Source organism: Nitrososphaera sp., assembly GCA_039938515.1.
Lineage (GTDB): Archaea > Thermoproteota > Nitrososphaeria > Nitrososphaerales > Nitrososphaeraceae > Nitrososphaera.
The window spans coordinates 91,718-114,133 of the sequence record JBDUUL010000009.1; the positions used below are offsets into that span (position 1 = coordinate 91,718).

The 22,416-nt window shown below is 52.4% G+C and carries 27 protein-coding genes; 11 read left to right on the top strand and 16 right to left on the bottom strand.

Features of this window, described 5'->3' with window-relative positions; all coding sequences use genetic code 11:
- Positions 1–47 precede the first annotated feature (47 nt).
- Both ABI361_04915 and glnA read right to left on the bottom strand, forming a co-directional pair.
- Entirely contained in the window at positions 48–332 is a 285-nt protein-coding gene (locus ABI361_04915; protein ID MEO9319994.1) for a hypothetical protein, read from the bottom strand.
- Positions 333–392: 60 nt separating this feature from the next.
- Positions 393–1,799, bottom strand: coding sequence for a type I glutamate--ammonia ligase (gene glnA, locus ABI361_04920; GenBank protein MEO9319995.1), 1,407 nt, complete (start codon positions 1,797–1,799; stop codon positions 393–395).
- A gap of 140 nt (positions 1,800–1,939) precedes the next feature.
- Between glnA and ABI361_04925 the strand changes: the two genes are divergently transcribed.
- Positions 1,940–2,494 carry a hypothetical protein gene (locus ABI361_04925; GenBank protein ID MEO9319996.1) on the top strand — a complete coding sequence of 185 codons (555 nt, stop codon included), beginning with the start codon at positions 1,940–1,942 and terminating at the stop codon, positions 2,492–2,494.
- A gap of 3 nt (positions 2,495–2,497) precedes the next feature.
- On the opposite strand, the gene ABI361_04930 is transcribed toward ABI361_04925, so the two are convergent.
- Both ABI361_04930 and ABI361_04935 read right to left on the bottom strand, forming a co-directional pair.
- A complete protein-coding gene (locus ABI361_04930; GenBank protein ID MEO9319997.1) occupies positions 2,498–2,773 on the bottom strand; it encodes a peptidylprolyl isomerase in 276 nt (91 codons plus the stop codon).
- Between the two features lie 78 nt (positions 2,774–2,851).
- Positions 2,852–4,084, bottom strand: a complete 1,233-nt coding sequence (locus ABI361_04935) for a hypothetical protein (GenBank protein MEO9319998.1) — start codon at positions 4,082–4,084, stop codon at positions 2,852–2,854.
- 157 nt (positions 4,085–4,241) lie between these two features.
- Between ABI361_04935 and ABI361_04940 the strand changes: the two genes are divergently transcribed.
- Positions 4,242–4,547, top strand: coding sequence for a hypothetical protein (locus tag ABI361_04940; GenBank protein ID MEO9319999.1), 306 nt, complete (start codon positions 4,242–4,244; stop codon positions 4,545–4,547).
- Between the two features lie 216 nt (positions 4,548–4,763).
- On the opposite strand, the gene ABI361_04945 is transcribed toward ABI361_04940, so the two are convergent.
- The 3 genes from ABI361_04945 to ABI361_04955 all read right to left on the bottom strand — a co-directional run bounded on the left by ABI361_04945 (position 4,764) and on the right by ABI361_04955 (position 7,521).
- A complete protein-coding gene (locus ABI361_04945; GenBank protein MEO9320000.1) occupies positions 4,764–5,345 on the bottom strand; it encodes an HD domain-containing protein in 582 nt (193 codons plus the stop codon).
- A gap of 88 nt (positions 5,346–5,433) precedes the next feature.
- Positions 5,434–7,086 carry a spherulation-specific family 4 protein gene (locus tag ABI361_04950; protein MEO9320001.1) on the bottom strand — a complete coding sequence of 551 codons (1,653 nt, stop codon included), beginning with the start codon at positions 7,084–7,086 and terminating at the stop codon, positions 5,434–5,436.
- Positions 7,087–7,239: 153 nt separating this feature from the next.
- On the bottom strand, positions 7,240–7,521 hold the full coding sequence (locus tag ABI361_04955; GenBank protein MEO9320002.1) for a hypothetical protein: 282 nt from the start codon (positions 7,519–7,521) through the stop codon (positions 7,240–7,242).
- A 105-nt stretch (positions 7,522–7,626) separates the two neighbouring features.
- Between ABI361_04955 and ABI361_04960 the strand changes: the two genes are divergently transcribed.
- Genes ABI361_04960 through cobM form a run of 3 tightly spaced genes read left to right on the top strand, consistent with a single transcriptional unit; the run spans position 7,627 to position 9,855 of the window.
- Positions 7,627–8,274, top strand: coding sequence for a DnaJ domain-containing protein (locus ABI361_04960; protein MEO9320003.1), 648 nt, complete (start codon positions 7,627–7,629; stop codon positions 8,272–8,274).
- Between the two features lie 17 nt (positions 8,275–8,291).
- The gene (gene cobI, locus ABI361_04965) at positions 8,292–9,041 is read left to right on the top strand and encodes a precorrin-2 C(20)-methyltransferase (protein ID MEO9320004.1); all 750 of its coding nucleotides are present in this window, start codon (positions 8,292–8,294) and stop codon (positions 9,039–9,041) included.
- Positions 9,031–9,855 carry a precorrin-4 C(11)-methyltransferase gene (gene cobM / locus ABI361_04970; protein ID MEO9320005.1) on the top strand — a complete coding sequence of 275 codons (825 nt, stop codon included), beginning with the start codon at positions 9,031–9,033 and terminating at the stop codon, positions 9,853–9,855. Before cobI ends, cobM begins: the two co-directional genes overlap by 11 nt.
- Positions 9,856–9,908: 53 nt before the next feature.
- On the opposite strand, the gene ABI361_04975 is transcribed toward cobM, so the two are convergent.
- From ABI361_04975 to ABI361_04985, 3 genes are all read right to left on the bottom strand, one after another.
- Entirely contained in the window at positions 9,909–10,124 is a 216-nt protein-coding gene (locus ABI361_04975) for a hypothetical protein (GenBank protein ID MEO9320006.1), read from the bottom strand.
- Between the two features lie 12 nt (positions 10,125–10,136).
- Positions 10,137–10,793 (bottom strand): hypothetical protein, encoded by a 657-nt coding sequence (locus tag ABI361_04980; protein MEO9320007.1) that lies wholly within the window; start codon positions 10,791–10,793, stop codon positions 10,137–10,139.
- A gap of 73 nt (positions 10,794–10,866) precedes the next feature.
- Complete coding sequence (locus ABI361_04985; GenBank protein MEO9320008.1) at positions 10,867–11,160, bottom strand: hypothetical protein; 294 nt, start codon at positions 11,158–11,160, stop codon at positions 10,867–10,869.
- A gap of 133 nt (positions 11,161–11,293) precedes the next feature.
- On the opposite strand from ABI361_04985, the gene murI reads away from it, so the two are divergent.
- Together murI and uppS are read left to right on the top strand one after the other, a co-directional pair.
- Positions 11,294–12,094 (top strand): glutamate racemase, encoded by an 801-nt coding sequence (murI, locus tag ABI361_04990; GenBank protein ID MEO9320009.1) that lies wholly within the window; start codon positions 11,294–11,296, stop codon positions 12,092–12,094.
- Positions 12,095–12,203: 109 nt separating this feature from the next.
- Positions 12,204–13,028, top strand: a complete 825-nt coding sequence (uppS, locus tag ABI361_04995) for a polyprenyl diphosphate synthase (protein MEO9320010.1) — start codon at positions 12,204–12,206, stop codon at positions 13,026–13,028.
- Between the two features lie 295 nt (positions 13,029–13,323).
- Here uppS and ABI361_05000 read toward each other — a convergent pair whose 3' ends face one another.
- Positions 13,324–14,139 (bottom strand): NAD+ synthase, encoded by an 816-nt coding sequence (locus ABI361_05000; protein ID MEO9320011.1) that lies wholly within the window; start codon positions 14,137–14,139, stop codon positions 13,324–13,326.
- 139 nt (positions 14,140–14,278) lie between these two features.
- On the opposite strand from ABI361_05000, the gene ABI361_05005 reads away from it, so the two are divergent.
- Positions 14,279–15,079, top strand: coding sequence for a response regulator (locus tag ABI361_05005; protein MEO9320012.1), 801 nt, complete (start codon positions 14,279–14,281; stop codon positions 15,077–15,079).
- Between the two features lie 64 nt (positions 15,080–15,143).
- On the opposite strand, the gene ABI361_05010 is transcribed toward ABI361_05005, so the two are convergent.
- From ABI361_05010 to ABI361_05020, 3 genes are read right to left on the bottom strand one after another with little or no spacing between them, the layout of a single operon-like run.
- The gene (locus tag ABI361_05010; GenBank protein MEO9320013.1) at positions 15,144–17,810 is read right to left on the bottom strand and encodes a HAMP domain-containing sensor histidine kinase; all 2,667 of its coding nucleotides are present in this window, start codon (positions 17,808–17,810) and stop codon (positions 15,144–15,146) included.
- A gap of 50 nt (positions 17,811–17,860) precedes the next feature.
- Entirely contained in the window at positions 17,861–18,130 is a 270-nt protein-coding gene (locus ABI361_05015) for a hypothetical protein (GenBank protein MEO9320014.1), read from the bottom strand.
- A complete protein-coding gene (locus ABI361_05020; protein MEO9320015.1) occupies positions 18,120–18,269 on the bottom strand; it encodes a hypothetical protein in 150 nt (49 codons plus the stop codon). Before ABI361_05020 ends, ABI361_05015 begins: the two co-directional genes overlap by 11 nt.
- A gap of 1,026 nt (positions 18,270–19,295) precedes the next feature.
- Between ABI361_05020 and ABI361_05025 the strand changes: the two genes are divergently transcribed.
- Genes ABI361_05025 through ABI361_05035 form a run of 3 tightly spaced genes read left to right on the top strand, consistent with a single transcriptional unit; the run spans position 19,296 to position 21,961 of the window.
- Positions 19,296–19,715: an Lsm family RNA-binding protein gene (locus ABI361_05025; protein MEO9320016.1), complete on the top strand. Its 420-nt coding sequence runs from the start codon at positions 19,296–19,298 to the stop codon at positions 19,713–19,715.
- A gap of 7 nt (positions 19,716–19,722) precedes the next feature.
- Positions 19,723–21,264, top strand: coding sequence for a tRNA guanosine(15) transglycosylase TgtA (gene tgtA, locus ABI361_05030; protein MEO9320017.1), 1,542 nt, complete (start codon positions 19,723–19,725; stop codon positions 21,262–21,264).
- A complete protein-coding gene (locus tag ABI361_05035) occupies positions 21,254–21,961 on the top strand; it encodes an endonuclease V (protein ID MEO9320018.1) in 708 nt (235 codons plus the stop codon). Before tgtA ends, ABI361_05035 begins: the two co-directional genes overlap by 11 nt.
- On the opposite strand, the gene ABI361_05040 is transcribed toward ABI361_05035, so the two are convergent.
- Complete coding sequence (locus tag ABI361_05040) at positions 21,945–22,124, bottom strand: hypothetical protein (GenBank protein MEO9320019.1); 180 nt, start codon at positions 22,122–22,124, stop codon at positions 21,945–21,947. The genes ABI361_05035 and ABI361_05040 overlap by 17 nt on opposite strands.
- A gap of 40 nt (positions 22,125–22,164) precedes the next feature.
- A partial coding sequence (locus ABI361_05045) for a 4Fe-4S dicluster domain-containing protein (protein ID MEO9320020.1) occupies positions 22,165–22,416 on the bottom strand: 252 nt, incomplete at its 5' end.

Consider the following 22,416-nt stretch of genomic DNA (forward strand, 5'->3'; position numbering starts at 1 on the left):
TATGAGGGGCGGCCTGCGCAATTTGTCAGAGGCCAAAGCGGCCTCTCTTATTCCACGCTCTGCTCGGCTGGTTGTATTTTCTGCTTCCTTGCCATGAAAAGCAGCAGAACACCGAACATGGCCAGCACGACAGCGAGCCCCTGCGCGCCGCCGTTTGGAACAAATGCAAAGTAAGCGATGGAAAAGCCGAAGCAGGTGGCCGCCTGCAGCAGATACATTACGATTTGCTTCATTTTGGTTTTCTTTGAAGCAAACCCTATTGCAAAAAACGCCGCCGCTGGATAAATGGTAAAAAGCACGAATTGGTCTATGTCAATACCCAGATGAGTCAAGACCAAAGGACGTAACGCTTACGTCAAATAATAGTCTTGTCTTGGGCCTGCAGTAAGACTCTAGACGTCTGCATACATGGAGAATTCGTGCGGATGAGGCCTGAGCGCGACCTCGACATGCTCTTTTTCTTCATGCTCGATGATCCGTTCGACCGTGTCGTTGTCAAATATCGGCTTCAAGAACGCGCTGTCGCTTGCAAGCTCCTCGTAGGCTTCTCTCAGGCTGGCAGGCAGCTGTGTTATGCCCAGTTCGCGCCGCCTCTTGGCCGACATTTTGAAAATGTCTTCATTTACGGGGCTACCGATTTCCTTCTTTTCCTTTATTCCATCAAGGCCTGCAGCCAGTATGGCCGAAAACGCAAGGTACGGGTTGCATGAGGGGTCAGGTGCCCTGAATTCTATCCTCTTCATGTTTGCAAACTTGCGGCCCTTGTAGTGGGCGGGGATCCTGATGATGGCTGACCTGTTTCCTGTGCTCCAAGCAACGTAAACCGGTGCCTCATAGCCGGGCACCAGCCGGCGGTACGAGTTTGTCGTAGGTGCCACGATTGCTGCCAATGCATGGGCATGATCCATGATTCCCCCACCAAAGTACCGGGCTGTCTGGGACATTTCGGCATAGTCGTCCGACTCGTCATAAAAGAGGTTGACCCCCTTGTTCCAGAGGCTCATGTTGACGTGCATTCCGGAGCCGTTGTCAAGCGCAATGGGCTTTGGCATCATTGTCGCTATCATGTTGTTCTTTTTGGCAAGGTTCTTGACTATGTACTTGTAACTCTGGACTCCGTCTGCCGCGTTGACCAGGGTGTCAAACCGTATGTCGATTTCACACTGGCCGGCGGTTGCCACCTCGTGATGGTGAGCGTCGCAGACGATGCCGAAATTGTTTGTCAGCACATCGACGCACTGGTTCCGGTATTCCATCAGGGTGTCGCCTGGCGCGCTTGGCAGATAACCCTCTTTGAGCCGGAGGGCATAGCCCACGCTGTCGGTGGACCAAGGCGCTTCCCGCGAAGAGATGTGATAGCTCTGCCCTTGGTAGGGGGTCATTGTGTTTACCTCCAGTTTATCGAATACGAAAAACTCTACCTCAGGCCCCCAGTAGGAAGTCTCAAATCCCTGGGTTGAAAGGTATTTTTCAGCACGCTTGGCAATGCCACGCGGGTCGTGTGGATACACTTCGGGTTTGTGGCCGCCCCGGATAATGTCGCAAATCAATCTCGCCGTTGGCGCGTGTTCTATCCAGGGTATGATTGCATACGTTGAAGGGTCAGGTCGGATGATAAGGTCCGATTCATGAATTTCCGTAAATCCCCTAATTGACGAGCCGTCGAGTTTTGGAAGGCCGTCAATAAAGTCGTCGACGCGGAACATCTTTGAGTCCATTGTCGTGTGATGAAAACGGCCAAAGAGCCCGGTAAATTGCAGGTCAAGAAATGATATTTTGTCCTGCTTGAGGCGTTGCATGACTGCATCCGCGGTAAATGTTAAAGGCTCGATTTTACCATCGATTAACTTGTAAGGCAATAAGAATACCTCTTATATCAGTAGCCACAAGAATTCTATAATTTAAGCCTATGTCGGCTGCTGGCCGTGCGGGAGAGAACATGTTACCATTCTCGGTAAACGAACTTTCCAGGATATTGCTCAAGGAAATCGAATCGCCTAGCCTGCAGTCGATATCCGCTGACACATTTCAGCGAGTGGCCGTCACCATAGGGAGCCTGAAGGGGCTCGGTTACGAGGGAATCGAAGCCAGAGTCAGGGACAGGATGGTTGAAATGCTCTCTTCGTGCGCTCGTATCCTTCTCCAGAGCAGGCAGGGCAAACTGTCTTCAGAGAATCTGGATTACTCGAAACTCACGGACGAGGAAAAGTACGTCATTGATGGATTGCGGGAATCAAAAACAAGAATAGACGAGGTAATTGGCGCCGTTTCTGCTGGCAGGCTCAAAGTGCTTGAGCTGGTTGGCGCAAAGGCGCGTTCAAAGAGGGCCGTAGTCAGGTTCCTCAAACCGATGGAACAGTTTATCGGCGTAGACATGTCAAAGTACGGGCCGTACAAGGCCGAAGACGTTGCCTCAATTCCGGTGGAAAATGTGTACTCCTTTATCAGGACCGGGATTGTCGTTGAGATCCATGCTTCGGCCCTACGCAGATGACGCTCAGTCGACGCGCTTTATGATGTGGTAACCAAACTCCGTCTTGACCGGTTCTGACATTTGGCCTTTCTCGAGCTTGAAAGCGGCCTCTTCAAATGGCTTGACCATCATGCCCCTGCTGAAGTAGCCAAGGTCGCCCCCGCGCTTGCCGCTGCCCTTGTCAATGGAAACCTCCTTTGCCAGGTTTGCAAAGGATTCACCGCCCTTGAGCCTCTCAAGAATCTGGAGTGCCTCGCTTTGTTTCTTGACAAGAATGTGCGAACACTTGATTTTAGTCATTAATCGTGATAACTCGGACCTGCGAATTTAAGATTTGCGAAAAAGAAGAAAAGAGGAGCAATAACCGTGTTATTGCAATTATGGCCGTGTTGTGGAAGTCGAGTTGCTTGCGCTTGATGTTGCTGTGGAATTGGTCGCGCTATTCATCATGTTGGTGCTTGTGGAATTTGATGCCATTGCCGAAGTGGCGGTAGAGTTTTGCGCTGCGGTACTTGCGCTGGATGTCTGGTTAGCGCCGCTTGATGAAACCGGTCCGGCAGAGTTGTAGGTCTGAGTCCTCAAGGTGCCGCTTTCCACTAGCTTTAGGCTGAGGGAATTGGGGCTGCTGACGCGTGAAAGCACCTTGATGTGCCCGCCACTGTCCACCTGGTCGATACCGATAAGCGAACTTCCTGACCAAACGAGAACTACCTGGTTCGGCGTAAAGCCGGTTCCGTTGACGACTGCAATGCTGTCATTCTTGTTAGTGTCGACCATGTTCTGGCCGGTCATCAGCATCGAATGGGAGGTGCTGTTCTGGGCAGAGCTTGTGGATGTGGAGTTGTTCATGTTTGCCACGCTGGTGTTGTTTGTTGAGCTTGTGGATGTGTAATTGGACATGCCGGACATTGATGTGGCGTTTGACATCGAGCCTGAAGACATTGTGCCGCTTGCTGATGCAGTCGACGTGGACTGGTGCATGCAGCTTGCCTTTGAGGCTGTCGAGTTTGACACGCTCGATATCGAGGTCGTGTTACTCTTCATTGATGCAAGCTGTGACTGGGTCACAATCTTTACGGTGACCTGTGGGTTTGTAGTGGAGTTGCCAGAGGAAGCGGTGACTGTCTGTGGCGCGCGGATCTGTACCGTTCCAACGTTGCATACAAGCGGTCCGCTTGCCGAAGAGGTCTGGCCTGAAGTGGCGGTTGAATTCGAGGCTGTGCTTGTTGAAGTGCTAGGAGCTGATGCGGTGCTTGTTGCCGACGAGCTGCTGCCTGTTTTTACACACTGTGCCTTAGAATTGCCTGTCGAGTTGGAGCTGCTGACCTGCGTCGAACCCGCGCTTGTGGAGTTGGCGGTTCCAACCTGAAGTTTGCCTAAGTTGCAAACGACCGTGCCGGGAAGAGGTGCCGTTGAGTTATTTGCTGCAGAGCTTGAAGTCTGGGTCGCGCCAGACTGACTGGCTGAACTTGTCGAATTTGTTGTATTTGCTGTCTGGGGCTGCGATGCCTGCTGCGCAAATATCGCCGGTCCTGCCACTGCAGTTGAGAGAACTGCGAGGGCAGATAACAGCGATAGCAGGATCACTTTTGCCTTTGGATGTTGTGACAAAGCTTCTCGTAGTTGTTGCCATTAAAAGAAATTTAACGGATTTTGCTTTTTATTGAATAACCTTTCTTCGTAAGCATGGTAGCTAAGAATTGCAATAGGAGCTAGAATTCATGCCGTATTCGAAATCATGATATACTCGCCGGCGTACGCTAGAGCATTGGCCGAAGACAGCTCTGCATCCGCGGCCGCCAACTCTGCGATTCCCTTTCCAACCTTGACAATACTCTACCTCCCGGTGGAATCGATTGCCGTGGTCGAGGAGATTGGCCAAAAGTATCCCAACATCACGGTTGAGGACTGCGAAGGGTATTTTCATGGCGCCAAACGGCAGTACAAAAAGATTACAATCTGGAGCCAGGGGATAGATAGCCTGTGGTTAAACGCGATTATCGCCCGAGTACGTGAGCTGGCCTCTGTCGAGTTTGTCACGATAGTAACCGGCGGCGTCCTTTATGTCATCTGAGTTTGCGCAAGAAATGCATGCAAAGCCGGCCTTATGTCAGGTTCCAACTCGGATTTGATCTACTTGACAAACAAAGACTCGCAAGGGGATAGCGTTCCGGAAAAGATCAGGCGATGCCCTATATGCGGCTGTACACGGCATTGGATGACCGGGTGTGGCTTTCACTGGGGAAAACACAGGTACGGCCCCGACGGTCGATGCCAGATACGCGGCGTATCACTTTAGCTCGTAAAGCGCGACTGAAAGCTTGAAGGCCAGCTTGTCGCTCGTCTGCTCGGCGATTGGCATGGCAAACCTCTGCGTCTCTTCTTTGAAGCGCTTGGCCTTTTCCATATACCCCTGGTTCTTCATCGCCCTTGCGCTGTCGAGGCGATCTGCCAGCCTGATGTACCTCGAGTCCTTTGGGGCCTTTGCGAGCTCTTCATAATACTTTGCGGTGGCCTCCTCGGTGCGCGCCTCCGGCCTTGGCCGATGATCTGCGCCGGTTGTTGATGACGTCGAGAGGACGCGTGGGCCAAAGTCTGCCAGCTCGCTTTTGTACTGCTCGACTGGAATGTCATGCAGCAGTGCCGCGCAGACGAGTTCAAGATCGTGAAGATGAAGCTCCTCCGCCAGAATCAGCGCAACACGGAGCGAGTGGTTGACAAACGGCTCGCTCTTGTTCCACATTTCGCCCTTGTGCGTCCTGGCGGCAAGTGAAAAGGCGCGTGTAAGTTTTACCACATCGTCGGTATTTTCAAACAGGCGCAGAAGCCGAGCAAAGCTCGCCTTGGTGAAATTATCAAATTCCTGCTCCATTATTTGCCATAATACTGCGTGACACTGTAATAAATAACTAGGAATGAAGAAAATTGGCCGGCCCGTGCCGGCTGGGTGGAGTTACGGCCTAGCTGGTCGAGTAGTAGGCCATAATGCTCGTGTTGTCAGTTATGCTTACAGTCCTTGTCCTGCTAGTGCTTCCATTGTCCCAGTGGGAGAACTTGTAGATTCCATAGTCACCCACTGATACGGTGTATGACTGGCCCGTGAGCAAGCTGAAGCTTGCAGGCGTAAAGCCGGACTTTGCCTGGTTCGCGCTGTTTGTGATTGTCGCATAAAGGCCGTTTACGGCATTGCCGCTGCTGTCAACGGATCTGATGCTGAGCTTGGCATGCACTGGGGCTGGCGGGGGTGCCGACGCGGAGGAGTAAGTAGCCTGGAGGTTTACCGGGCTCGACGGAGTCACGGTAATAGAGCGCGAGGTGGAGCCGTCCTGCCAGTGTGAGAATTTGTACTGGCCATAGTCGGCAACCTGCACCTGGTAGCTCTGCCCGGTGTTTACAGTAAACGCTGCAGGGGAGAACTGGGTCTGCAAGACGTTGCCGCTTGAGTCGGAAAGGGTTGTGTAGTAGCCGGTAAGCGCGTGGCCCGAGGAATCCGCAGTAGTCACGCTGATTGTGGTTGTGGTCGGCTGTGGTGCCTGGCCGTTATTGTAGTAGGCTGTAATTGAAGCGTCGCTGTTCAGGTTCACTGTGCGAGTGCTTGAAGTCGAGCCGTCCTGCCAATGGCTGAAGGTCAGCTGTCCATAGTTTGCGACTGTCACGCTGTAAGAACCAGAGGCAAGTGAGAAGGTCAGCGGTGTAAAGCCAGTGCTTACCACCGCGCCGTTCTGGCTCACCGTGGTCCACATTCCATTGACCGCGTTGCCATTCTGGTCAAGCGAGTTTACAGTCAGCTTTGGGTCTGAACCGGAGCTTCCGCCCCCTCCTGTTCCCCCGCTGCCTACCGAACCGGTGTCAAATATGGTGGCGAGCTGGTCAAGGTAGGGGGTGACTGTGTCCCATGGATTTGGCAGTACATCGTTTGTGACGTAGAGCCATCCCACGGTGGACTCGGCACTGGTCACCCAGGAGCTGGAGAATGGGCTGACGCCAAATGGAATCATTCCGAGCTGCGACTTGTCGTAGCCGGACCAGCTGCTGTAGCCGCTGAGGTCTGGCAATCCGGGGCTTTCGTAAATCAGCACGAGGTTTACCGTGCCAAGATACGAGGGGATCGTGTTTGCTCCGGGGTTTCCAACTGTAAAGGACAGGCCCAGCGAATGCGCGTATGACGAGGCGGTCGAGTAGAATGACTCCCCGCCCGCGGTATTTGACATCTCGTCAAAAAAGATTCCGCTGATGCCCGGATACCAGCTGGCCCAGGTGCTTACATCGTTCTCAACCGCTGACAGGCCGCGGCCCGTGTACGACGTTGAGACGTAGCCTATTACCTGGACTCCGGCGGAACTAAGCTGTGCGATGCCGGAAGCGTAGTTTGAGTCCTTTGAAGATCCCGGTCCGTTTGACGGATTGACTATGGCAACAATGGGAACGTTTGGGTGTGCCTTCTTTTCAGCAGTTACCGTGTCCCACGTGCTACCAGGGTATGTATACAAGGGGATGATGATCCCTTCGGGTGTCGCGGCATGCGCTGGCGCGATGTTTGCAAACGCCATTGGTACGACCAACAGCAGCATGGCCAGACCGGCGACAAATGTTCTGGTACTTTGTTCCTTCATTTCCAGCGTAGGTTTGCTGGAAATTATTAAACGCTAATGTGACTAACAAGTGAAATCGGTTTTCACTATTGCGCCAAAACTTAGAAGATTACTTCGGCTAGGGCGCAGCATGCGCCGTACTAACCCGTGAAACGCCGGATTCTGTAGTTTGACTCAGTTTGTAGTCTGCGCCGCAGCCTCTTGCTGGACGGCAGATGGCGCTTCGGCAACAGCTTCAGTTGCGTTCAAGACTGGCGATGTCTCATTGATCCGAGTTGGCTCGGCAGTGAGTGATGCTGATGGGCTGCCTCGCGCTGGCCGCCTTGCCGATCTTTTTGCAGTTCCTGCTCGCAAGCCGGTGGTCTTGCGGCTCGACGACTTTTTGGCTGTGGTTCTCTTGGATTTTGCAGGTCGTACTTTTGATTTCGTCTTTTTGCCCCGCTTTGTTGCTGGCATGCAGCAAGTACTTGATGCCGCTTGTTTTTACCCTTTTTGGTTTTTCCCGGCGTCATAATCACAGAAGGAATAATAGAAGCGAAAGTCGATTGAGAGCACTCATTATTGGCTGATTCAAAGGGCTATTACGCGATACTTGGAGTTTCGGAAAGGGCCAGCTATCATGAGATAAGGCGCGCATACCGGCGGCTTGCAAAAAAGTACCATCCCGACAAGAATTCCTCCTCACAGGCAGAGGAAATTATAAAGACGATAAACCTGGCGTTTGAAGTCCTCTCGGACCACAACAAAAGGGCAGATTATGACAGGATGGGGATCGTCGACCCCGTTCACAGGGAGCATCATTACCAGGCCAGCCGGACAGCCCCAGAGAGCGCGGACTGGCAAGAGTTTGAGCGGCCTGGCACAGGCGCAGCGGAACCGGCTGAAAACAGCACTCCTGCGTCCCAGCACCCTTCAGGCCACCAGGCAGCTGAGCGGACCTCGGTGTATCACGGGCCAACATTGCTCGATACACCGAAGGGCAGGTTTCAGATCATAGTCGAGCCTTCCCTGTGCATGGCATTTGGCAGCTGCGAGGTTCTAGCCCCTAAGGTATTTGTCGTTGAGAAGAACAGGAGGGTCAACCCAAAGGCCGTGGTTGAATGCGAAACCTGCGAAACCTTTGAGCGGGTCTATGCAGCCGCTCAGACCTGCCCCACCAAGGCCATCAGAATAGTCGACAGGCATACCGGCGAGCAGATTTTTCCATAGGACTAAATTAAGGTCTGATGCCGCAAACCGAGATGGTCAAGATTTTCTGTGTCGGCTGCGGCCCTGGTGATCCTGACCTTTTGACCGTCAAGGCTGCAAACCTCATACAGAATGCCGAAGTTATATTTGCCCCGACCGCACGGGAGGGCAAGCCGAGCATTGCATTATCGGTTGTCGACAAGTATGTTAGCAAGAGTTCCAAGACAATCAGCCTGATTTTTCCGATGGTAAAGGACAGGGACTCGCTCAAGGAGTACTGGCAGAGAAACGCCGATTCCATTGCACAGGAAGCCAGGACAGGCAAGAGGGTGGTATACCTTACGCTGGGCGACCCGGCCCTTTACAGCACATGGATTTACGTTCATCGCGAGCTCAGGCGCATGCACCCGGACATCGAGGTGGAAGTAGTGCCAGGCGTAGCGTCGATGTTTGCGATAGCAGCCAGGGCCAAGATCAGCCTTGCCGAAGGCGATGAGACAGTCGCCGTCGTTCCCGCCTGCTACGACATGGACAGGGTGAGAAGGACCGCCGTTGCATGCGACTCGGTAATATTTCTCAAGGACGGCAGGTATTTTGACAGCGTCGTGGAGATGCTTGGAGAGGCCGGATTTGCCGGCGACTCGGAGATAGCCATAGCCCAGGACGTTTCTGCAGCCGAGGGCGAAATCCTCGAGCTGACAGACCTAGCAAGCCTGCGGGGCAGAAAGGGCCCGACTGAAAAGTATTTTTCCATAATGGTGGCGAAAAAGAACAAGTATGCAACTTGAGACAGGAAACGCCAATACTGCGGATAACCGCCCGACGGTGTACTTTGTCGGCTCCGGCCCGGGAGACCCGGAGCTTATCACCTTGAAGGCAAAGAGGCTGGTCGAGCAGGCTGATGTTATCATTTATTCCGGCTCGCTCCTAAACCCGGAAATCCTAAAGTATGCCAGAAAGGATGCGCAGCTCCACGACGCGGCTGTAATTGACAGGGAAAAAATATTTGAGATCCTGCGGGATTCAGCGCTGGCCGGAAAACTTGCCATCAGGTTTCACGACGGCGACCCGGCGCTCTTTAGCACGATAAGGGAGCAGATAGACAAACTGGAGCGCGAAGGGATCAGGTCTGTTGTCGTTCCGGGCGTGACTGCGATCCTGGGCGCGGCCGCGGCCATGAACCTCGAGCTGACCGTCCCGGGAATCACGCAGACTCTGATAATAAGCCGCGCTGAGCTCAGGACGCCGGTGCCAAAGCGAGAGTCAATAGCAGAGCTTGCCAAGCACGGCGCCACCATGGCCTTTTACCTCAGCGTCCACCTCATTGAAGATGTGGTCGCGGAGCTGCTAAAGGGCGGACAGTACACGGAAAGCACCCCCGCTGCAGTTGTCTTCCGGGCCACATGGGACGATCAGAAGATAATCACTGGCACCCTTGGAGACATTGCAAGAAAGACAAAGGACGCGAGAATTATCAAGACGGCGCTGATAATCGTGGGCGAGGCAATTTCCCCTGCAGGTTACGAATTCTCCAAGGTTTACGACCCGGGTTTTACGCATGGATACCGGAGGGCCACGCCGAACAATTCTGTCAAAGACTAGGAAAAAGAAGAGAGGGAAGGTAGTATATTGCCGTGCAGGTTACGGCCGCCGAGCTAGGGTCTCTTTGCCCACGCGCTCACCACAGCCGTGCTTATTCCTGCACCCGCAGCCCCGCTCACCGTTGCAAAGACAACGTTCTTGTCAATGATGATGTTGGGCCAGACGTATGCCAGAAAAGCGCCTAGCGAAGTGGACGCAAAGAAGGCAACGAACCCTATCGCGAATCCTACCGATCCGAACACTGCCAGTAAAGCTCCTCGTGATGCCATGAGTATTACCCCTTATTGCTGGCTCTCCGCGCCAGTCTGCATTCCAAGGTCACCGATGCTGCTTGTCGACGGGAATTTGTCATGCACTTTCTGCTCTGCTACCGCAGAGGCTTCCATCATTATCTGGTCGATGTCAGAGCCGCCGCCAGTGTTGAGGTCTATTCCAGTGCCGCTGCCCTGCATCGATTCCATCATGATGCCCGAAAGCAGGCTCTGCACGTTGTTGATTTCTGCGTCGGCGCCTGGAACAAATCTGCCAAGGCCACCCTTTATGCCCCTGATCGAGGCCATTGCGGGGCCCAGAGTAACCATCGCATCTCCCATGTCATGGATGGTGGAAAGCCTCATTGAAACCTGTTCAAGCGCCATCCTGGCCTGTCCTAGCGTCTTTGACATCTTGCGGACCTCGGCCAGCTCGTTGGATAATACCTTTGCAGAGTCGGTGTCGTGTCTCTGCATCGAGTCCACTACGCGTCTAAATAGCGAGGCATCTCGCTCGTTTAGTTTGGTAACCATTGTGTCCAGCTTTGAAGTCTGAAGCTGGAGCTTGTTTATCGCAGTCTCAATCCTCGGCTTTAGAGGACCTTGAGGCCTTATCTGCTCCTTTAGCCTCTCGGAGGTGCTCCCGTAGTTCTGGGCGTTAGTCCAGTTTTTATCAAAACCAGTCATGCGAACACCTTCAGATGTTCGCTATTAATTCCGGGTGTATAATCCAGTAAACCAGTTGCTTAGCTATTGGTACTCATTGTCCGAGAGGCAAACGGAAAAGCTCCTTCTGCTTGACTGCACCCCAAGCCCCCATTCCCTGTCCCGTGCCCTTTTCATCAGTTATCTGGCTGACCACGATCTCTTTTGGTGCCATCGGAGGCCATATCATCGCAACGTACTCGCCCGGGCTTCCCGCCCTCTCAAGTGAGGCCATTTCCATGTTTTCCTTTGAAAACTTGGCTGACAGGGACTGCTTTATCGGCTCGATCAGCTGGCGCTGGCCGTGTACGATGAGATACACCTTTTTCGTTCGGTCGATTTCTGACAACATATGTCCGGAATCCTTGCGAACGTTAAATGTGTATCCTGCAGAGAAAAAACACTCGAAAGTTTGAGAACCGTTGCCTGCCTGCTGACAGGACTTGTTTATTTATATTGGCAGTGCGAAGCTCAAGTTCCAAGTGACCAATAACCCTGTTGCCGTGTTCGACTCTGGAATAGGCTCGTTATCAATCATCCGTGAGCTAAAGCGCGAGATCCCTTACGAGGATTTGCTGTACTTTGCAGACAGGGTCCACTTTCCGTATGGCAGCAAGTCCCATGCCGAACTTCGGCAGATAATCTCAAACACGATAATCTATCTCCAGCGCTACAAGCCCAAGCTCATAGTTGTGGCTTCAAACACCCCCTCGGTTCAGGTGCTTGAAGAGATAAGAAAGATTACTCCGGACGTCCCGCTGATAGGCGTTCGCCCGCCTCTGAAAGAGGCAGTGAGGCTCACAAAAAAGAAGCATATCGGAATAATGGCAACCGAGGGCACCATAAGAAGTCGGGAGCTTGAGAACCAGATACACCGCGAGGTCCCGCAGCACATCCTTGTTACGAAATTCAACGCATCGCCTATAGTTGAACTTATTGAAAACGGCGTCCATCTTGAAAATGAGAAGAGGACGTTTGATGTCATAAGCAGGGTGCTTGGAGACGATGTGGATCAGATGCTTGACGTGATAACGCTCTCGAGCACTCATCTTCCCTTTGTCAAGCGGTATCTTGCTGCACTTTTGCCCAACGTAAGGTTTGTTGATCCCGCCCAGACGGTTGCAAAGGACGTGAGGAAATTCCTGTCATTCAACAGGATGGCCAAAAAGCGCGGTACCGGCAGGCTGCAAATTCTAGTATCAGATGGCAAGCGCGAGTTTGAGAAATCAATCCGCAACATGGGAATCCGCGAGCCTGTTTCCGAGGTGTTTCTCACTTTCTGAAATTTTCCAGAGCGGGCTAACTAGAAAATTTCAATAGAGTGGAAGGTCTGTCTCCACAGCATCTCATATATAATAGAACAGGTTATCTTTTTCCAACGCGGTTCTAGACATGGGCATTTCTGCTTATCAGATTGACAGGGGAGGCAAGGCCATCGCAGAAACGCTTCTTCAGGTAAGCGGCATATACTCCGTCTACGAGCGCCACCTGGAATCAAAGATTGTCAAGTCGCCTCTCCCGAACCATGTCGCAATCGTGCTGGACGGCAACCGAAGATGGGCCAAGTACCACCTGCTTGAGACAGGAAAGGGCCACTTTCACGGGGCTGACAAGGCAGAGGAGCTTCTGAACTGGATCCACGACATTGGGATCAGAATAACGACTCTCTACGTTCTTTCGACTGAGAACCTTGACAGGAAGGATTCAGAACTTGACAACATTTACCGGCTTCTCGAGGTCAAGCTCCAGCGCCTTTACGACGACCCCAGAATTCACAAGAGGCAGATGAAGATAAAGGCCATAGGAGATACAAAACTCTTGCCGGAAAAAATCAGGCAGATACTGTCAAAACTGGAGGAGGAAACCGCGGAGTATGACAGGATGTTTCTCAATATTGCCATAGCCTATGGCGGCCAGAAGGAGCTTATCGAGGCAATCAGAAAAATAGCAAGGATGGCAAAGGAGGGTGAAATTGAGGTGGAGGAAATTGACGAGAAGACTATAGAATCCTGCCTCTATACCTCGCACCTGCCGCAGCCCGAGCCGGATCTGATTCTGCGAACCTCAGGTGAGAAGAGGCTAAGCGGGTTTCTGATATGGCAGAGCGCCTACAGTGAGCTAATGTTCATGGACGTTTTCTGGCCGGAATTTCGAAAAATCGACCTGATGCGCGCCATTAGGACATATCAGCAAAGAGTCAGAAGGTATGGCAAGTAGCGCTAGCGTGCCCTGAGACGAGCTTTTAGTTTCGTGTTGTGAGGTCTGCTGCGAAGCATCCTCCCGCAGCACGGGCACCGGGCTCCGTCCCACTTGAGGAACACCTCGCATTCGTTGCACCGCTTGTGGCCGTTAAAGTAGTGGCTCTCATGCTCATGCCTTGTTGCCTTGAAGTTTGAGCAAACGCTTCTGCAGTGCATCGCGTAGGGTTCCATTACCGACCAACATCTATTTCACCTTTCGTACTGACCGTCTCAACGGATGCAATGTCCGTGATGCCCTCTGAGAGCGAGAGTCAGGCTCTCAGTCTTGGGAAGGGCGGAGTCTTTCGCTTGTGGGCGCTTGACAGTACCATACCCGTGATTTTGTCAATGGTATTGCTATCGATGCCAAGCTTTCTTGAAATTTTGTTTTTGTCCATTTTCTTGTCAACTAGAAGGTAAAGGACCGAGTCGATTGTCTCGTAATCTATTCCAATTTCCTCCTCGGCCAGCTGATTTTGCCAGAGCCTCGGGCTGCTTTTTTTCTGAAGTATCTCATCGGGGACTTTCAGAAACTTTCCCAGCGCGCGCACCTGTGACTTGTAGAGAGACGCGATTGGCTCAATGTCAGCTGCTCCGTCGCCGTACTTTGTAAAATAGCCTATGAGAAGCTCGCTCTTGTCTGTTGTCCCCGCGACTAGCATTTTGTTTACGGCGGCATAGTAGTACAGGACAGACATCCTGATTCTCGAGGTCAGGTTACCTAGCGGCTTGTTGTCGCTTGAGCCCGGTAGCGCCGACTGGAACTCCGAAACGATGTCCTCGAGTCGTGGAGTGTCGTACCTGATTCCAAGGGAACGTGCGAGTCCTGCCGCATCATTGATGTCCTGTTCAGGTGTGGCAGCCGCCGGCATGATAAGGCCGTAGACTCGGTCCGCGCCTATCGCTCTAACGCAAATCGTGGCAACGGCAGACGAGTCGAGGCCGCCGCTCAAACCAACTACAACCCCGCCTGAATTGGACGATGCGATGTATCTTTTGACAAAGCCGGCCAGACTTGAGGCGATGCGGCTGTAATCCTGTCGTAGCAGTGAATCAAGAACGGCAGCGCCGGAAGAGATCCGCGTCATCCAAGCCCTCTCCTTTTCAAAAGAACACAAAGATTCGTTCAATAATAATGAATTGCCGAAAACCCGAGCCGCTGGTCCTCTGCCTCTTTAATTTCGTGCTTTAGCTATTTGTTAAATATTAGCTCCGTTATAAGCCTCTGTGACACGCAGGCTAGGCTCGTTCTCTTTTGATGTCATATCACGGATGCTTGGAGTCCTGAGCAGGGGAGAGGAAATGAGAATTACAAACCTGGCGATCGAGACGAGAATGAGCTACTATGGCTGCATACGGTATGTGAGCCTCCTTGAGGCGCTTGGTTGGATAACGCGGTCGAAAATCAAGGCGCACATACAGAATGAAAACAGATCCGACTTTTCGCACAGCGCGATCTCGATCTCAGATTCTGGCCTTGAGGCCCTGGGCAGAATTGCGCCAATCGCCTCGCAGGCAATCAAAACGCCTCGAGTGGTTCCTAAGCGTCTGAGACCATCAAGGCCGCTGGCAGAGCTTGACGCTGTGCGTCCAGAAGTGGTTTTCAACGAGGCACCGGGCGAGAAAGGCATCCCGGCGGCTCAAATCGGCCCTCAAAAGAGGTCACTCAGGCTATTACTGGTAGACGACGAGGAAGACGTATTATTCACCTACGAATCGGTGCTAAAGTCACGCGGCCACCAAGTTGACGCTTTTGTGGATTCGGCGACCGCACTTTCAAACTATGCCCAGAAGGGTCCTGGGAGTTACGACGTCGTCCTGCTGGACATCCGGATGCCAAAGATAAACGGGGTCCAGCTGTTCCGCTCAATAAGAGCAATTGATTCTGAAGCAAGAATAGTTTTCCTCACGTCCCTTGACCTGTCGCCGGAGCTTAGCAGCGTGACTGAACAGCTCGGTGCTAATCACCTTATCCGAAAGCCGGTCACAAACGACGAGTTTTTGAAAGAAATCGAGACCTTTGTCTGAGTAGCATTATTCCGTTATCAGTTACCTATCCTGCAGGACTCGATGTACGCAAATTCGGATGGGTCTACTGAATCTTCAGCGGGAGAGTGAAGCAAAAGGTCGCACCGTGTTCATTGGCACCAGGTACGCTCGGAGATTTGTTTTCAAGCCAGATTTCCCCTCCATGCGCCTCGATAATTTTTTTGCAGATGTACAGCCCGAGCCCCATGCCTTTTTCAGAGTCTGACGCGAACTTGTCAAAAAGCCTTTGCTGGATCTCTTTGCTGACTCCAGTTCCGTCGTCGGAGATCGAAATTAACGCATACTCTTGGCCAGCATTCCTGACACCGCCGCGGGTGGTCATTTCAGCTCCCTGCCTTTCAGTCTCGCTTGTTTTGCCTCCGACCCTTTCAATTGCAACTTCAATGGTCCCGCTGTCTCCAGTAAACTTGACTGCGTTTGAAAGCAAATTCTCTATCACCTGACCTATTCGCTCAGGATCTATTGTCGCAAGCAGCGGACTTGCATCCATAGATCTAAAGCGGATGAACTTCTTGCTCCCGGGCGCGAGGTTCTGGGCGTTGTTGTACCGCTCCATTATGCGCTGCGCCACCCAGAATATGTCGGTCTCTACCTTTTGCAGGTGAAGGTTACCGCTTTCTATTCTGGTGATGTCGAGCACTTCTTCAGATAAAGTCAGCAATCGCCTTGCATTTCTTAGCACTATGTCAAGTATCTTTTTTTGCTCCGGCGCGACGGTCTTTGAGTCCTGCAGGAGCTCAGTCAGCCCGATTATCGGCTGGATGGGATTTCGCAGTTCATGTGCCGCGATATCAATAAAGTCCTTCATCGCCTTGTCATTTTCCTCCAGCTGAGCATTTGCCGAGCGCAGGTTCTCGGCAAGCTCGGTCGCATTCCACAGCTGATCGAAAATAACGGCATAGGACTGCGCCAATCCTTTTAGGTTGGAATAGGTTGCAAGCCCGCCGGCATCGAACGGACTTGGCAGCGAGTCGTCGACAAGCTCCCAGCTCATGAACTCCTTTCTATCCGACACCAGGATCGTAATGCGGCTGCTCAGATTGCCTTCTGAGATCTTGATGTCGATACCCGGTGTCAGGTCTTCCATTTTGCGCTTTGTTTCCTCAGCCCCCGGTGAAAAAGGCACCAGCATCCGGAGTTTAGCGCCGTTTGCAATTGCGTCCCTGTAAAAGGAAGAGTTTTCAGGAGTAGCTGCAAACTGGAGCGTGCCTGCTGTCGCCCACAGCACGAGGAGCTCGTGTTTTGTCTGGGACATTATCTTTTGCGCAAGAGCGATAGAGACCCGGGTATCAGGGATAAGCTCTGTTTTCTCGGGCAGGCGGCCTTCCTGGATTTGCTGTATCTTCCTCGGAGCGTCCATGCCCTTGCTCCAGAGGCTGTCAAAGAAGTTCTGCTGGTGTTCGACGAAGGGCTTTATGTTGCTAAAGATCACCTTTGGCAGGCTGCTGTTGGCGTAAGACGCGGACGCTTCATACCATACATCCGTCACTGCAAAATCACCCTTGACTACCTCAAGGTGGCGAAGCTCTGCAAATTCCATTATCCTCCTGCAAAAGACTAGATTTTCATTATTGATTTCCGTGAGTATCCGGAGTTTAATTCCCCGCCTCGAAAGCCCTTCAAGGCCCTTCATGACATCGAGGGAAGCCGCCAGGGCCTTGACAGAACCGGGGTCGAGGCAGGCGTCGAAATGGTTGCGTATTTGGTCGTATGAAGCAAGGACGTTCTTTAGAATCGCCTTGCCGCCTTCCCACACTTCTGTCCGCTCTCGCTCCAGGCCGCTCTCAAGCTCTAGAAACCTCAACTCGCAGTCAATCGATTTTTCCCATAGCTGATTGAAGAGGTACTGCTGCTGCTTGACAAGCCCCGGTGAGTTCGTAATTACCGAATGGGCTTGAGACCTCTCGGGGTTCTCGCTGGAATTGGATGCCAAAAAATTGGAGTCCGATATCAAAAAGTATCCTTTCAGTCCGTCAACGTGACGCAGCTCTGAAAACTCCCGAATTTTTCTACAGTCTGCAATGTTGTCTCGGGTGATTTCGACAATATGCCGGATTCTTATCCCCCTGTCGCGAAGCTGCCCGAGCCGGGCCTGGGCGTCAGGTGACGCGGCAAAATTAGACGGTCCGAATCTGTCCTGGCAAATATCGACCGAGTTTTTAGTCGCGCCGAGGGCCTCGTGAACCTTTCTAGAAATTTCCCTGCGAGAATAGACAACCTCGGTCCTTTCCGGTTCTACACCGTGCTCAACCTTTTGAATAAAAACCTCGGCAGGGATGGCCCTTTCCCAAAGGGTTTCAAAAAAGAATTTCTGCTGATGGACAAACTGTGGCAGGTTGCATGCGATGACCTTTGAAAGCGAGCCATCCTGAGCCTCTGAGATGCAGACATAGTCCATTCCGTCGGCAACCGCAAAAATGGAACAGTTTGGCTCCGCATGCCTGACCTCGGCAATCCTCATAAATTCCCGGACCCTGTCGATGTTTTGCGGAGCAATTTCAGTAATGAAGCGGATCTTTACGCCGCGTCTGGCCAGGTCCAAAAAGGCTTCCCATATGGGACCGCTTGCCATTAATACAGTCGTGCCGGTCATGTCCGTGCAAATGTCAATATTGTTCCGGACTGCGAGGATGAGGGAATGAATCCTGCTGCTCGGCTGAGAAGCATCGTCCCAAACCTCAATGACATCGCGGCTGGAGATTATCGTCACGCGTAGACTTGCCACATCTTAATCAGAAATCATATTAAAAAGGTATTTGCTCAGTTCTCTAAAATTTTGCTTCCGGCGGGTACAGTTAATCCAAAATTCTTTTGTGCCAGCACAAACAGCTCCAGTGCCTCTGTCCCAAATGCCGATAGCTGATACTGGCTGCCATCAGTGCATGTCACCTCCACGGAATAATACTCGATCCCGTTCGGTGCCAGCCTTATATCCCGAGGGGCACGCGATATCCAGCACGCCGAGCCGGCTGCTGCTTCACATTTCCCAAGGAGCCTGCAGAGCGCATCCGCAGCGCTATCAAACGGCATTCTCTGCCTCCCTTGGGTCGCCGGGCTCCACAACTGTCCTTCTGGGTTTTCCAGCCCTCCACCCCTGCCTTGCGTAAAGATACGCAAGCGTAGGGATAAACCCCGTCGCGACAAAGAAGATGGTTTCAAAGGTTTCCATGCAGTCTATATCCCAGGGAAGCAACATTAACTTGGCTCAAAGCCGCGTCTGAAGAGTATGCACTGCCGCTAAGATATCATAAGCCCGCGTGAATCGTCAAATTTTTTGTCGCCCGAGATTCCCTTGAGGCCGATAAAATGTACATTTATGCCGGATTCTTACGCACTCGCTCATGCTCCCGTCAGCACTGAACGAATTCTCCCATGCAGCCGTACTCCAGGAAATAGTCCCTAACATGCCTGACGCATGGCAGTAGATCAAGCCGTTTCTGGTCGTCGCGCTGCAGAAGGCACCCGCAAGGGAACCTTTGTGGCTTCATTGCTTCGCTATTGGGACGGGAAATATAAAAGATATTTGCACTTCGTTTTACCCTAAGCATTTACCATAACATTGATACATTTTCCTGCAGATTCCTGCGTTTAGTCAACGGACAATTTTGCAGATGTTAGCAGGTTGATTGCAGGTGGTTGACCCTGGAGGGGTAGAGGGCTCTCCGGGGTTGCTTTCAAGCACCATTTGTCATTGGGAGCCAGAAATGACACGCCGTCTGGGGGTCACCGCAGATAAGCAAGGAGTCTGGTCAGGGCAAACGATAAGCGCTTTGACGGATGGTTCTCGATCCGGGATAGATTCGTAATCGCTCATCCCAGCCAGCAGGCGCGCTGGCACATGGCTCGCTATCTTCTGACAAAATGCCTGGTCTTTCCTCGTCAGTCTCAAAAAATATAGGTCATGTTCTAGCGCGCCTGAGAATTGCGATCAGAAAACCGGAGCGCTAGGCGGAATTTGCGGAAGGCATCTGCGAGATTGATGTTTTTGACCTTGGCGAATTGTTCAAAAAGTGGATGGTTGCCTCATGAAAGTCTAGCTGACCGGGCGAGGTCGCAACTGAAGGAAAAGTGTGGAGAGACGCGATTGAACCCGTAGAATCCCGCGCGACGACGCAATGAGGCTTTTGCGCGCATTGGGGTCCGAGCCTGCCTCTTGTTCAGGTATATATATTGCTCGGGCGCATAGCGTTCCGGAATGTCAGCTGCACTTGTATCTCGAAAATTTGGTGAGGAGACCTTTCATTTCCTTGGAAAAAAAGTCTCTGTAGAAACTTCAGATCAAAAAATTTACAGTGGTACTCTTTCGGGCATTGATGACAAGCTTGATCTGGTACTTGACAACGTAGAGGGTCACGGCATCTTGAAGCTTATCTTAAACGGCACTTATGTCAAGGAGATTCGGCTCATGGAAAAGCCCTTTGATTTCAAGGCGCTTGCAGACAGGCTCTCCAGGGTCTTTCCCGGCCTCGTGAAAATAAGAGAGGATGTGGGCGCGATTATTGTCATGGACAAGATTAAGGTGACCCAGGCCGGCGTCGAAGAAGGTACGGGGCTTTCTGCAGACAGGGTAAAGGCAGTCTACGACGAGTTCATGAGAGATAGCAAGAAGCAGTAACGCAACCGTGCCAATTTTTGAAGTCCGACACAGCGACCTTGCAGCGCGGATCGGCAGGATAGAAACTCCGCACGGAACCTTTGAGACCCCGGCCTTTGTGCCGGTGGTCCACCCGGTAAAGCAGACGGTCAGCACGACTTTCCTGAAAAAGCTGGGCTTTGAATGCGTGATCACCAACGCATACATCACTCTCCGGCACTATGGCGATGAAGCCAGAAGCCGCGGGATACACGACATTATCGGTTATGACGGCTCTGTAATGACAGACTCGGGTGGTTATCAAGTGCTTGAATACGGTTCAGTGGAGGTAGATCCCGAGACAATGGCCCTCTTTGAGAGGGACATCAGGAGCGACATCCCAATCCCCCTTGACAAGCCCACCGGCTACGGGCTAGATCATTCCAAGGCATCAGAGTATGTAGAGACTACACTTGCCAATTGCAGGAAAACGCTAGACGCCGTCTCGCCACGGAGCGAAGGCAAGGACGGCGCGATATGGATAGGCCCGGTTCAGGGGGCAGAGCATTCCGACCTTGTCGAGCGTTCCGCCAAGGCTCTGGACCAGATGGGTTTTTCATTCCTTGCCCTTGGAAGTCCGGTCGAGGTAATGGAGGCGTACGAGTTTGCTGTTCTGGCTCGAATGATAGCTACGGCAAAGAGGTCGCTTTCCAGAGGCAAACCAATACACCTTTTTGGCGCCGGCCACCCTCTTACGATCTCACTTGCCGTCGCGCTTGGCTGCGATACCTTCGATTCGGCATCCTACATGCTTTACGCAAGGGAGGGCAGGTACATGCTACCGAACGGCACTGCGAGAATAGACGACCTGTCGTATCTCCCATGCCCTTGCCCCGTCTGCAACTCGTACAAGGCGGCCGAGCTGCGCGGGCTTCCAAACGACGAGAGAACCGTTGAGATAGCAAAGCACAACCTCAGCGTCCTAAAAGCCGAGGTCGATGCGGTCAAGCAGGCCATAATGGACGGGAGGCTGTGGGAGTACTGCATGGTAAAGGCAAGGGCGCACCCCAAGCTAATGGAGGCGGTCCGGCTGTTCCAGGACTTTGAGTTTCTTGCAGAAGGAACCGCGCTTTTCAAGGACAAGGCGGTGTTTCTCTACGAACCAATCGACCAGCACAGGCCAGAGGTCAGGCGGTTTCGTGAAGCGGTAGCCCGGTGCGCTGCGCGGGGCAAGAAAAAGCTGGTGCTGTGCCCAGAAGGCGAGCTGCATCCATTTTATTCAACGAGGATTTACGCCCAGCTGCGGAGGGCCTATCCGGATGGCCAGATATGCAGCTACAGCCCATTCCTTGGAATCATTCCGGCAGAAATCTCCGACGTGTATCCTGCCGCGCACAATGTCGCGGCACGCTCTCAATATTCCGCTTCAGATTTTCCAACGTTTGCAGACTCGCTGGCTCGGTATTTGGATTCAAATGGCTTTGAGGAGATTGTAATCGCAGCAGAGCGGGACGACTTTTTGAAACAGTCTATTGACCTTGTACTTGCTTCAAGGGACAATAGAATCAAAGTGTCGCAGCATGAGCGATAGCGGCTCGGAGAGCAGCATTTTCAAAAAGGCAGGAGAGCTTCAGAGACGGATGGCCGGAGAGGTCATAGCCTGCGATACAGAGCCGTCAAAGCTTGAAACCGTTTGCGGCTTTGACGCGTCATACTCTAATGGCATGGCGTATTGCTCTGCCACGGTCATAAAGAACCATGAAGCTTCAGGCGATTCTTTCCGCATTTTAGAAGCCATAGACAACCAAGTTCCCACCCCAGCCCCTTATGTGCCGGGCGTATTCATGCTGCGCGAGGGCCCGGTGGCGATACAGACAATTTCCAAGCTAAACACTAACTTTGATGCGGTAATGATAGACGGCCACGGCCTCCTGCATCCTCGCAGGTGCGGCCTTGCATGCTTTGTGGGATTGTCACTAGATAGACCCGCGGTCGGAGTCGCAAAGAGCCTCTTGTGCGGCAAGGAGCGCCAGGATCATTTTGTGGAATACAAAGGAGAAGTCCTGGGGTACGCTTTGGAGGCGCAAGGAAAAAAGCTGTTCGTAAGCGTGGGGCACAGAATGTCGCTTTCAACCGCGGTTTTGCTGGTGGAGAAGTTTATCAAGCCAGGCCAGCGTTCTCCCGAGCCGCTCCGTGTTGCGAATGAGAGGTCAAAACAGGCGTTAAAGCTGTCGAGAATTAATAAAAATAAGGGGCTCGGAATGCCCGAAACTAGGCCCTCGCGGTAATTGGCTGCTCTTCCACTTTCTCTAGCTCTGGCTCTTCGTCAAGTGGCACCGTGTTTTTGGCTTTTACCCTGCTCCTATAGTCAGTTGAGATATAGTCGCACATGCTGACTAGAGAGTGGCAGTCATCGTTGATAAGCTTTTTCGAATGGAATTCTGGAGTCAATAATTAGGTAAAAATGTAAAAAAAGGGACGGCTCGGATTTTTAACCTTCTTCCCAGCCCTTGTTGAAGACACCGTTCTTGTGGAGCGCCACTGGTTGGCCTGCGGTGTATTCCATTGGCCTCATCCAAAAGATCGCATGAGTCGGGCAGACACCTACACAGGCGCCGTCTGAGATGCATCTTTCTGGATAGAACACAAAGGCTTTACCCCTCTTCCATCCTTCGACTGGTTTTACTCTCAGTACGTCCGGACCAAGGGCGGTGCAAATCTCTACGCAGAGCGCACAGCCTAT

Bases quoted from the DNA above. Each gene is read 5' to 3' on its own strand.
- glnA (MEO9319995.1), bottom strand. From the start codon at position 1,799: ATGCAACGCCTCAAGCAGGACAAAATATCATTTCTTGACCTGCAATTT.
- ABI361_04925 (MEO9319996.1), top strand. From the start codon at position 1,940: ATGTTACCATTCTCGGTAAACGAACTTTCCAGGATATTGCTCAAGGAA.
- ABI361_04930 (MEO9319997.1), bottom strand. From the start codon at position 2,773: ATGACTAAAATCAAGTGTTCGCACATTCTTGTCAAGAAACAAAGCGAG.
- ABI361_04945 (MEO9320000.1), bottom strand. From the start codon at position 5,345: ATGGAGCAGGAATTTGATAATTTCACCAAGGCGAGCTTTGCTCGGCTT.
- ABI361_04950 (MEO9320001.1), bottom strand. From the start codon at position 7,086: ATGAAGGAACAAAGTACCAGAACATTTGTCGCCGGTCTGGCCATGCTG.
- ABI361_04955 (MEO9320002.1), bottom strand. From the start codon at position 7,521: ATGCCAGCAACAAAGCGGGGCAAAAAGACGAAATCAAAAGTACGACCT.
- cobI (MEO9320004.1), top strand. From the start codon at position 8,292: ATGCCGCAAACCGAGATGGTCAAGATTTTCTGTGTCGGCTGCGGCCCT.
- cobM (MEO9320005.1), top strand. From the start codon at position 9,031: ATGCAACTTGAGACAGGAAACGCCAATACTGCGGATAACCGCCCGACG.
- ABI361_04975 (MEO9320006.1), bottom strand. From the start codon at position 10,124: ATGGCATCACGAGGAGCTTTACTGGCAGTGTTCGGATCGGTAGGATTC.
- ABI361_04980 (MEO9320007.1), bottom strand. From the start codon at position 10,793: ATGACTGGTTTTGATAAAAACTGGACTAACGCCCAGAACTACGGGAGC.
- uppS (MEO9320010.1), top strand. From the start codon at position 12,204: ATGGGCATTTCTGCTTATCAGATTGACAGGGGAGGCAAGGCCATCGCA.
- ABI361_05000 (MEO9320011.1), bottom strand. From the start codon at position 14,139: ATGACGCGGATCTCTTCCGGCGCTGCCGTTCTTGATTCACTGCTACGA.
- ABI361_05015 (MEO9320014.1), bottom strand. From the start codon at position 18,130: ATGCCGTTTGATAGCGCTGCGGATGCGCTCTGCAGGCTCCTTGGGAAA.
- ABI361_05020 (MEO9320015.1), bottom strand. From the start codon at position 18,269: ATGGAAACCTTTGAAACCATCTTCTTTGTCGCGACGGGGTTTATCCCT.
- ABI361_05025 (MEO9320016.1), top strand. From the start codon at position 19,296: ATGTCAGCTGCACTTGTATCTCGAAAATTTGGTGAGGAGACCTTTCAT.
- ABI361_05035 (MEO9320018.1), top strand. From the start codon at position 21,254: ATGAGCGATAGCGGCTCGGAGAGCAGCATTTTCAAAAAGGCAGGAGAG.